The organism is Streptomyces sp. LS1784, from assembly GCF_020103755.1.
In the GTDB taxonomy this organism is placed as follows: domain Bacteria; phylum Actinomycetota; class Actinomycetes; order Streptomycetales; family Streptomycetaceae; genus Kitasatospora.
Window position 1 is genome coordinate 1 of record NZ_JAHSQD010000359.1, and the last position, 8658, is coordinate 8658.

Genomic DNA, 8658 nt, shown 5'->3' on the forward strand with positions numbered 1-8658 from the left:
GGTCGGGGCCCAGCAGCCGACGGACGGCGAGGCCGACCGGGAGCAGCAGGACGGCGGCGGTGGTGAGCCCGCCGGCCAGGCCGGCCAGCGGGCGCGGCACCAGCGAGGCCGCCTCGGCGACGTCGGCGGCGATGCCGCCGGTGGTGGCACGGGCGTAGTCGGCGAGCAGCAGGGTGAGGGCGACGGCGAACAGGCCGCCGAGCAGCCGGATCAGGGCGACGGGCTGCCGGACCCGGTCGGTGGCGGGCAGCGGGCGGGCCCGGAACCGGCCGGTGCCGGCTTGCCCGGGTATCCGGGCGGTGACCGTCCCGGCGCTGCCGTCGGCCGGTCTCCTGGTGTCGCTGGTGTTGCCGCTGTCCTGCGTCCCCGCGCCGCGTTCCCGCCGCGCGGGCGAACCGCCGGGGTCGCCCCCGCCGGTTTCGCCGTTCGTTCTCCCCGTCACGATCGCCACGGGTGGCATGCTCCCATGCCGCCCGTGGGCCAGGAGCGGGGAATCCGCCGTGCCGGTACGGCGTGGTCCTACGCCTGCCGGGTCGGCAGGGCGACCAGGTGGCGCAGGTTGACGTGGCGGGGCGGCCGGCGGTGTACGCGACGAGGCCGGCGACGTCCTCGGCTCCGAGCGGCGACGCACGGGGGCGAGCCGGTGGACCGCCCGTTGGTCGGCGAACTCGGCGTCGGCCACGAGGCCCTGGGTGTCAACGGCCCGCCGGGTCGGCTGTCGGTCGTCCACGCCGCTCCGGAGGGCGAAGGCCCTGAGCAGGCGCTCCGCGCCGGGGCGGCATAGCCTTTCAGTCATGAGCGCCTGCGAAGACCTCGCTCTGGCCCCTCAGGACATCGAGCCCCGGCCGCCCGTCGACGGCTGCGCCGACTGCCTGGCGCAGGGCCGCCGGGACTGGGTGCACCTGCGGATCTGTCTGGACTGCGGTCACATCGGCTGCTGTGACTTCTCGCCGCAGCGGCACGCCACCGCGCACTTCCACAACACCTCCCACCCGGTGATCCGCTCCTACGAGCCGGGGGAGGACTGGCGCTGGTGCTTCGTCCACGAGGTCATGGGCTGAGGCGGCCTCCCGCGTACCGCACTCGCGCACCGCACTCGCGCACGGCTTCCGCAGTGGCCGGGTGGCTTCTCCGCAGTGGCACGGGCCCGCAACCCGGATAAAATCCGGACATGACGCCCATGCGGCCCCGCCGCCCGGCATCCGTCCGGCCGGCGGCCGACGAAGGGAGGCCGACGATGACCAAGCGAACAACGCCAGGCAGCACCGCCAAGCTCCGCCAGGGCACGCAGGAGCTGCTGGAACGCCGGGGCATGGCGAGCCCGCCCATCCGGCTCGCGCCGGAGCCGAGCGCCGGCGTGATGTCCCACGCCGCCGGCGGGCGCGGCGCCGGCGAGGCGTTCCGGCACGGCGGAAGGGACGCGCCGGGCATGGCGATGCACGCGACCCCGGCGATGCACGCCGAGCTCAAGGGGCACCGGCACCGCGGCGCGGAGAAGCACTCCGCCCACTGAGCCGTACCCCACCGCAGGGGCGGGCGACCGGACCACGGCCGCGCCGCCCCTGACGCACGGTCGGGGGTGTTCTCGGGGAGGGTTCGGGGGCGCTCCCGGATGTCGCGGACCGGCGCCGCCCCGAAGACTCTCTCCCGTAGAGCCACCGCCGGCCGGGCGGGTCGCTGCCAGGGCGGTCCGACACCCGCCGGGCGAGCCGCCATTGGGGAGAATCCGCATGAACACCCGTACCCGCACCGGTCGTTGGTCCACCCTCGCAGCAGCCGGCGCGCTGCTCGCCGCCGCCACGGTCGGCGTCGCGACCCCGGCCCTGGCCGCGGGAGCCTCCCCGGCCGTCACCACCGTCACGGTCTCCGGTCCGTCCCGCGCGCCCGCGACGGCCCAACCCGGCCCGCTGGACCGGGAATCGCTCGCCGCGGCCCTCGGCTCCCTGCCCGCCGGCATCACCGGAGCGCTGGTCCGGGTCGACGGCCCGGGTGCGCGGTGGCGCGGCACCTCGGGGGAGGAGGTGCCGGCGAACGCCCGGTTCCGGATCGGCAGCGTCACCAAGGTGTTCACCGCGACGGTGCTGCTCCAGCTCGCCGCCGAGGGCAGGGTCGACCTGGACGGCACCGTCCAGCACTATCTGCCCGGACTGCTGCCGGCCGACTACCCGGCGGTCACCGTACGGCAGTTGCTCAACCACACCAGCGGCCTGCCCGGAGGCGGCGGGATGACCTCGGGGGACGGCAGCACGGCGTGGTTCGCCGCGCACAGGGCGACCTACTTCAGCCCCCGGCAGGTGGTGGCGGACATGCTCACCCAGCCGATGAACTTCGCGCCCGGCACCGCACAGCAGTACAACGGCAACAACTACTTCGTCGCCGCGCTGGTGATCGAGAAGGTCACCGGCGACGACTACGCGGACCAGGTGCGGCGGCGCATCACCGGCCCGCTCGGCCTGCACGCCACCTACGTCCCGGCCGCCGACGACCTGACCATCCGCGGCCCGCACGCCGCCGGCTACGTGGACGTGCGGAACGCCGACGGCAGCACCGCCCGGGTGGACGTCACCGAGCAGAGCCCGTACCCGTGGGCCGAGGGCGGCATGATCTCCTCCGCCGCCGACCTGGAGCGCTTCTTCGACGCGCTCTACCGCGGCCGGCTGCTGCCGCCCGCCCAGCAGGCCGAGGTGTTCGCCGTCCCGGACGTGCCGAACGACCACAACAAGAACTGCGAGATCGGCCCGACCGCCGGGCACGCCTGCTACAGCACCGCCGGCCTGCTGCGCGCCGTCCTGCCGAACGGCACCGAGGTCTGGGGCAAGAACGGCTCCCGGCCCGGCTACACCACCGGCGTCTTCGCCACCCGCGACTTCTCCCGCAGCGTGGTCGTCGGGCTCAACCCGACCGGCATCACCGGCGAGGAGTTCCCCACCCTGTGGAAGCTGGTGACCGCAGGCTTCGGCTCCGGCCAGGTGTACGGACAGCACTGAGCCGGCCGACACCGGGCCGGCCGCTCCCGAAGGGCGATTGTCAGTCGCGTGCGCTACGTTCGTCCGGTTCACCAGGGCACACGGCAGGACGACGGGGGCGGGCGCACCATGGCCGACGTGATCACGGAGGAGCCGGTCGAGCTCCAGCTGGAGCGGTACCGCACCGAGCTGACCGGCTACTGCTACCGCATGCTCGGCTCGGTCTTCGAGGCCGAGGACGCGGTGCAGGAGACCATGGTCCGCGCCTGGCGCGGGCACAAGGGCTTCGAGGGGCGGGCCGCGCTGCGCTCCTGGCTGTACCGCATAGCCACCAACGTCTGCCTGGACGCGCTGAACGGCCGCAACGGCCGGGCCCGGCCGATGGACCTGGCCGGCCCGGTCACGGTGGCTACCGCGCACGGCACCCAACTGCCCGAGGTGACGTGGATCGGTCCCGCACCGGACGGCCGGGTGCTGCCCGAGACGGGGGACCCGGCCGAGGTGGCCGCCCAGCGCGAGTCGGTGAAGCTGGCGTTCGTCGCCGTGCTCCAGCGCCTCGCGCCCCGGCAGCGGGCGGTGCTGATCCTGCGTGAGGTGCTCGGCTGGAAGGCCGCCGAGGTGGCCGAACTGCTCGGCGTCACGGTGGCCTCGGTCAACAGCGCGCTCCAGCGGGCGCGGGCGGTGCTCGCCACGGACGCCTCGGCCGCCCGGCCGGCCCCCGAGCTGGACGAGGACCACCGCGCGCTGCTGGAGCGCTACGTCCGCGCCTTCGAGGCGTACGACATGGAGGGCCTTGCCGCGCTGCTGCACGAGGACGTCACGCTCAACATGCCGCCGTTCGCGATGTGGCTGCGCGGGCGGGACGAGATCCGGGCGTGGATGCTGGGCCCCGGGCACGGCTGCCGCGGTTCCCGGCTGCTGCCGGTGGCGGCCAACGGCGGCCGGGCCTTCGGCCAGTACCGGCCGAGCCCGGCGGGCGGGCACGAGCCGTGGGCGTTGATCGTGCTGGAGGTGTCAGGGAGCCGGATCACCGGTTTCACCAGCTTCCTGGACACCGACGTGCTCTTCCCGCTCTTCGGCCTCCCGCCCCGGCTGGAGGCCGAGCCCACCGAGCCCACCGAGCCTGCCGAGCCCGTCGAGCCCGTCGAGGCCGTCGAGCCCGTCATGGGTCCCGCCGCCGAGTAGCTCCGCGAGGTCCACGGGGTCCGACGCGCCCGGCAGCAGCGCCGAGAGGCCGCTGAACGCCAGCAGTCGGCGCAGTGGCCCGCCGGTGTTCAGCAGCACCACGGCCACCCCGTGCCGGGCGGCGGCCAGCCGCAGCCGGGCGAGTGCGTCGACGACGGCCAGGTCGGGGGCGGTGAGCGCGGCCAGGTCGCAGGTCAGTACGGGGCCGCCCGGTGTGGTCTTCACGATGTCCATGCCGGATAGGACTGCCGGGGCGGCCGCGGCTCATCGGTCGGGTGGCAGAGTGGGGGCGACCGCACCCACCCCGCCCCAGGAGGAGCCCCGTGACGGCTGAGCCCTTGAAGTCCCGCGAGGAATGGCTGGCGTCCCTGCCCCGGATCTACGCGGCGGCGGGCTGCCTGCTGCGGGACGAGTCCGGACGGATCCTGATCGTGAAGGCCGGGTACCGCGAGCACTGGCAGTTCCCGGGCGGCACGATCGATCTCGGCGAGGGCCCGGTCGAGTGCGCCGTGCGGGAGTTGGAGGAGGAGACCGGCATCGTCCGGGAGGCGGGCGAGCTGCTGGCCATCTCCTGGACCCACGCCTCGGACGAACTCGACCACCCCGCCCAGCACTTCATGTTCGACTTCGGGACCGTCCCGGACGGCACCCCCGTGACCGTCCCGGCCGGCGAGCTGGACACCCACCGCTGGGCGCCGGTCGAGGACGCCATGGGGCTCCTCGGCCCGGCCCGCTCGGCCCGGCTGCGGGCGGCGCTGGAGGCGGCCAAGGACGGCCGGGTCCGGATCGTCACCACCCACGTCTCCGGGTTCTGAGCGGAAGTGCCCTGCCCCGGCGGGGAGTTCCGTCCGGGGCAGGGCGTCGTGACCTCACTGCTGCGGCCCGGACTCCTCGTTCCGAGCGGCGATGATGGCGGCGATCGCCTCCGAGACGAAGGTCTCCGTCTCGGACTTGTCCACCTTCAGCCCGGCCAGCACGCCCTGGCCGTTCTCCAGCTCCAGCAGCGCGAGCAGGATGTGCTCGGTGCCGACGTAGTTGTGTCCGAGCTTGAGCGCCTCCCGGAAGGTCAGTTCCAGCGCCTTCTTGCTCTCGGCGTCGAACGGGATCAGTGCGGGCAGCGTGTCGACGGCGGCCGGCAGGGCGGCGGTGACCGCCTCCCGGGCGGCCTGCGGGGTGACGCCCTGGGCGGCGAGCGCCTTCGCGCCGATGCCCTCGGGCTCGGCGAGCAGGCCGAGCAGCAGGTGCGCCGTGGTGATCTCGGCGTTGCCCGCCTTGCGGGCCTCCTCCTGCGAGGCCACCACGACGCTGCGGGCCCGGGGCGTGAACCGGCTGAAGCCCTGGCTGGGGTCGAGGTCGTTCGGGGTGCCCGGGTCCTTGGGGACGAAGCGCTTCTGGGCGGCCTGCTTGCTGACGCCCATGCTGCGGCCGATGTCGGTCCAGGAGGCGCCGGAGCGGCGGGCCTGGTCGACGAAGTGGCCGATGAGGTGGTCGGCGAGCTCGCCGAGGTGGTCGGCGGCGATGACCGCGTCGGAGAGCTGGTCGAGCGCGTCGGTGTGGACCTTCTTGATCGCGGCGATCAGGTCGTCGAGGCGCAGCGGAGTGGTGTTGGGAACAACGGGATTCTCCATGCGTCAACCGTAGGTTGTCGACCCGGAGGTCGTCAACCATCGGTTGACGATGATCACGGCGGCGTCGGGGCCCGCGCTACGCGGCGGGCAGCAGTCGCTCCCGGACGGCGGCGATCCGCTCGGGTGGGACGCCCGCCGCGAGCAGGTAGCCGGCCGGGTCGAACCCGTCGAGCGCGGCCGCCAGGGCGGCCTCGGCGGTGGTCCCGGCCTCGGCGAGCACCGCGTCGATCCGGCGGTACGGGTCCGGCAGGCCCAGCATCCCGTACAGCGGACGGATGTTGGGGCCGCTCAGCAGGTAGTCCTCGGTGATCGCGCCCCGGTCGACCCCGGCCAGGGCGAGCAGCAGCACGGCGGCCAGGCCGGTGCGGTCACGGCCGGCGCCGCAGTGCACGACCACGCCGCCGGGACGGGCGCCGGCGATCGCGGAGATCAGCGCGGCGGCGGCGTGCGGGCAGTGGTCCAGGTACGGGCGAAGCGCGAGCGGGGTGCCGTCCAGCCGTCCGTGGGCCTCCCACCAGGCGGGGCCGGCCAGCTCGTCCAGCGGGACGCGGATCAGCTCGACGTCCTCGGGGAGCGGGAGGAGCGGCTTGTGCTCCTCGGCGTTGCGCAGGTCGACCACGGTGCGGACGCCGTGGTCGAGGAGGGCGTCCCAACCCTCGGCGGTGAGGCGGTCCAGGTTGTCCGCCCGGACTATCGCGCGGTGGGCGGTGAGCCGGCCGGAGGCGGTGGGCAGTCCGCCCAGATCGCGGACGTTCAGGCAGCCGTCCCAGACGAGCGTGCGGTCCACGGTGCTGCTCGGCGCGTGCGTCGTCCGGTACATGGGGCTCCCCGTTTTCTCGTCGGGGGTCCCGTTACCCCCTCGTTATATGACGACTCCCGGGAGATCCGTATGGTTCCTCGCTGTTCGAGTGCTCGGAACCGGTTGTTCAGGGAGGAGGGGAGGGGCGGGAGGGAAGAATCGCGTGGTCAGACGGTGGTCGGGGCCTCGGTCTCGGCGCGGACCAGCCGCTCCATCGGCTCGACCGCGATCTGGCCGAGCATCGAACCGGCCACGATCGCGCCGATCAGGAGGGCGGTGGACAGCCAGGCCATGGTCGACACCGGCAGGGTGAAGGCGCCGACCACCCGGGCCGCGCACTCGGTCAGCAGCGCGGTGCCCCAGATGCCCGAGAACAGGCGCTCGTGGCGGCGGAAGGCCCGCGACCCGGCCGCCCGGCCCTCGACCAGCCGCTGCCAGGCGGCGGAGCGCTCCTGCCGGCCCTTGGTGAGGAAGGGCATCAGCATCGGGGTCATCACCGGTCGGCCGATCAGTGCGGAGACCAGGATCGCCAGCGCCACGGTGCCGCTCAGCCCGCCGTCCTTGGCGATCATCAGCCGGGCGTCGCCGGTGACGAAGGTCAGCGCCAGGCCCGCGAGGTTCACGGTCAGCATCAGGGCGGCCCACAGGTTGAGCCTGCGCTCGCCCAGCAGGCCCAGGACGGTCCGGGCAGCCGGGAAGGCACTGCTCCAGGCCAGCGCGGCGAACTCGCTCAGGCCGAGGGCCGAGTGCAGCAGGTAGTAGCCGGCCAGCGGGGCGGCCACGTCGAGGGCGAGCGGGCGGAGCCCGGAGACCAGCGGGTTGGGCGCCTTGGCACGGGTGGCGCCCGCGGCGGCGTCCCGGGCGGGAGCGGCGACGGCGCTGGTGACGGCGCTGGTGAGGGCGACGGTGCCGGTGACGGCGGTGGCGCTGACGGTCTGGCTCACGGTGGGTTCCTCCCCGGCTGGTGGCCGCGGGCCGCTGCCCGCGTCGTGCCTCCAGTTTTTCCGTCCGGCCCTCCGCCGGAGCAGTGCCGTCCGTTGCGTCATCCGCATGACAGCTGTCATGGTGCGCGTCGTGACACCGCCCCCGACCTGCTGCTTTTCACTCCCCGACGGGGAAGTTCCCACTCCTCGACGGGGAGGGTCCACAGCTCGCGGCCCAGGGTGTCCAGGCAGCGGACGCACGGTGGCGGGCCGGGCGCGTCGGCGGACCCGGCGTCCGGGCGTCCCGGCGGTCCGGACTGCTTCGCCTACCGACAACATAGGCCGGACGGGCCTTCGCGGGCCGTGGGCGAACGGCAGCAGTCCTCGGGACCGTGGCCCCGGACGGACCGGTCCTTCGGCCGGAGCCGAAGCGTTCGCCCGAATGGCGCATCATGTGGCGAGTGCAGAGTGCAGAGCGCCCCGGAGCGGGCACCGACGGCCCCGTCGGCCGGTCCGGACCAGTACCACCCACCGGCCCGCCGCCGGGCCCGGCCCCCGCTCCTCCCGACCTGACCGAGGCGGTCCGGGCCGCGCAGGACGGGGACGAGGAGGCGTTCCGGCTGCTCTTCCGGACTGTCCAGCCGGGCCTGCTGCGCTACCTGCGGGTCCTGGTCGGCGGCCGGCCGCAGGACGCGCAGGACGCCGAGGACATCGCCTCCGAGGCCTGGCTGCAGATCGCCCGCGACCTGCGCGGCTTCTCCGGCGACGGGGACGGCTTCCGCGGCTGGGCCGCCACCATCGCCCGCCACCGCGCCCTCGACCACCTGCGCGCCCGGCGCCGCCGTCCGGTCGCCGACCTGCCCTTCGAGCAGCTGGTCGAGCTGGCGGCAGGGGACGACACCGCGCGCGCCGCGCTGGCCACGGTCGGCACCGCCGACGCCCTGGCCCTGATCTCCCGGCTGCCGCGCGACCAGGCCGAGGCGGTGCTGCTGCGGGTGGTCATGGAGCTGGACGCGGAGAGTGCCGCCCGGGTGCTCGGCAAGCGGGCCGGCAGCGTCCGGATGGCCGCTCACCGGGGGCTGCGGCGGCTGGCCAAGCTGGTCGAGCCGCTCGCGTCCGGGGGTGGCATCCCGGCCGCCCGGCGCGGCGGCGCGACG

9 protein-coding genes and 2 pseudogenes are annotated in these 8658 nt (G+C 74.7%); 6 read left to right on the forward strand and 5 right to left on the reverse strand.

The genetic code is table 11. The features are described 5' to 3' along the window. A pseudogene (locus KS423_RS30735) lies at positions 1 to 451 on the reverse strand (hypothetical protein); the annotation flags it as partial. A 343-nt stretch (positions 452 to 794) separates the two neighbouring features. Here KS423_RS30735 and KS423_RS30740 point away from each other — a divergent pair. From KS423_RS30740 to KS423_RS30755, 4 genes are all read left to right on the forward strand, one after another. Continuing rightward, a complete protein-coding gene (locus tag KS423_RS30740; protein WP_224283046.1) occupies positions 795 to 1061 on the forward strand; it encodes a UBP-type zinc finger domain-containing protein in 267 nt (88 codons plus the stop codon). A gap of 176 nt (positions 1062 to 1237) precedes the next feature. Beyond that, the gene (locus tag KS423_RS30745; RefSeq protein ID WP_224283047.1) at positions 1238 to 1513 is read left to right on the forward strand and encodes a hypothetical protein; all 276 of its coding nucleotides are present in this window, start codon (positions 1238 to 1240) and stop codon (positions 1511 to 1513) included. Positions 1514 to 1730: 217 nt separating this feature from the next. After that, positions 1731 to 2987: a serine hydrolase gene (locus KS423_RS30750; RefSeq protein WP_224283048.1), complete on the forward strand. Its 1257-nt coding sequence runs from the start codon at positions 1731 to 1733 to the stop codon at positions 2985 to 2987. A 108-nt stretch (positions 2988 to 3095) separates the two neighbouring features. After that, positions 3096 to 4151 carry a sigma-70 family RNA polymerase sigma factor gene (locus KS423_RS30755; RefSeq protein ID WP_224283049.1) on the forward strand — a complete coding sequence of 352 codons (1056 nt, stop codon included), beginning with the start codon at positions 3096 to 3098 and terminating at the stop codon, positions 4149 to 4151. A 45-nt stretch (positions 4152 to 4196) separates the two neighbouring features. On the opposite strand, the pseudogene KS423_RS30760 reads toward KS423_RS30755, so the two are convergent. Then, positions 4197 to 4385, reverse strand: a pseudogene (locus KS423_RS30760) (STAS domain-containing protein); the annotation flags it as partial. A gap of 89 nt (positions 4386 to 4474) precedes the next feature. Here KS423_RS30760 and KS423_RS30765 point away from each other — a divergent pair. After that, positions 4475 to 4966, forward strand: coding sequence for an NUDIX hydrolase (locus KS423_RS30765; RefSeq protein ID WP_224283050.1), 492 nt, complete (start codon positions 4475 to 4477; stop codon positions 4964 to 4966). 54 nt (positions 4967 to 5020) lie between these two features. Here the strand turns inward: KS423_RS30765 and KS423_RS30770 are convergent, their stop codons facing one another. The 3 genes from KS423_RS30770 to KS423_RS30780 form a co-directional block, all read right to left on the reverse strand. Beyond that, positions 5021 to 5779: a Clp protease N-terminal domain-containing protein gene (locus tag KS423_RS30770; RefSeq protein ID WP_224283051.1), complete on the reverse strand. Its 759-nt coding sequence runs from the start codon at positions 5777 to 5779 to the stop codon at positions 5021 to 5023. A gap of 76 nt (positions 5780 to 5855) precedes the next feature. Beyond that, complete coding sequence (locus KS423_RS30775; RefSeq protein ID WP_224283052.1) at positions 5856 to 6599, reverse strand: tyrosine-protein phosphatase; 744 nt, start codon at positions 6597 to 6599, stop codon at positions 5856 to 5858. 146 nt (positions 6600 to 6745) lie between these two features. Next, positions 6746 to 7522 (reverse strand): VC0807 family protein, encoded by a 777-nt coding sequence (locus KS423_RS30780; protein ID WP_224283053.1) that lies wholly within the window; start codon positions 7520 to 7522, stop codon positions 6746 to 6748. 431 nt (positions 7523 to 7953) lie between these two features. Here KS423_RS30780 and KS423_RS30785 point away from each other — a divergent pair. Next, on the forward strand, positions 7954 to 8658 hold a 705-nt coding region (locus KS423_RS30785; RefSeq protein ID WP_374120055.1), incomplete at its 3' end, for an RNA polymerase sigma factor.

Coding starts and splice junctions, on each gene's coding strand:
- KS423_RS30775 (WP_224283052.1), bottom strand. CDS start 6,599: ATGTACCGGACGACGCACGCGCCGAGCAGCACCGTGGACCGCACGCTC.
- KS423_RS30745 (WP_224283047.1), top strand. CDS start 1,238: ATGACCAAGCGAACAACGCCAGGCAGCACCGCCAAGCTCCGCCAGGGC.
- KS423_RS30770 (WP_224283051.1), bottom strand. CDS start 5,779: ATGGAGAATCCCGTTGTTCCCAACACCACTCCGCTGCGCCTCGACGAC.
- KS423_RS30755 (WP_224283049.1), top strand. CDS start 3,096: ATGGCCGACGTGATCACGGAGGAGCCGGTCGAGCTCCAGCTGGAGCGG.
- KS423_RS30750 (WP_224283048.1), top strand. CDS start 1,731: ATGAACACCCGTACCCGCACCGGTCGTTGGTCCACCCTCGCAGCAGCC.
- KS423_RS30740 (WP_224283046.1), top strand. CDS start 795: ATGAGCGCCTGCGAAGACCTCGCTCTGGCCCCTCAGGACATCGAGCCC.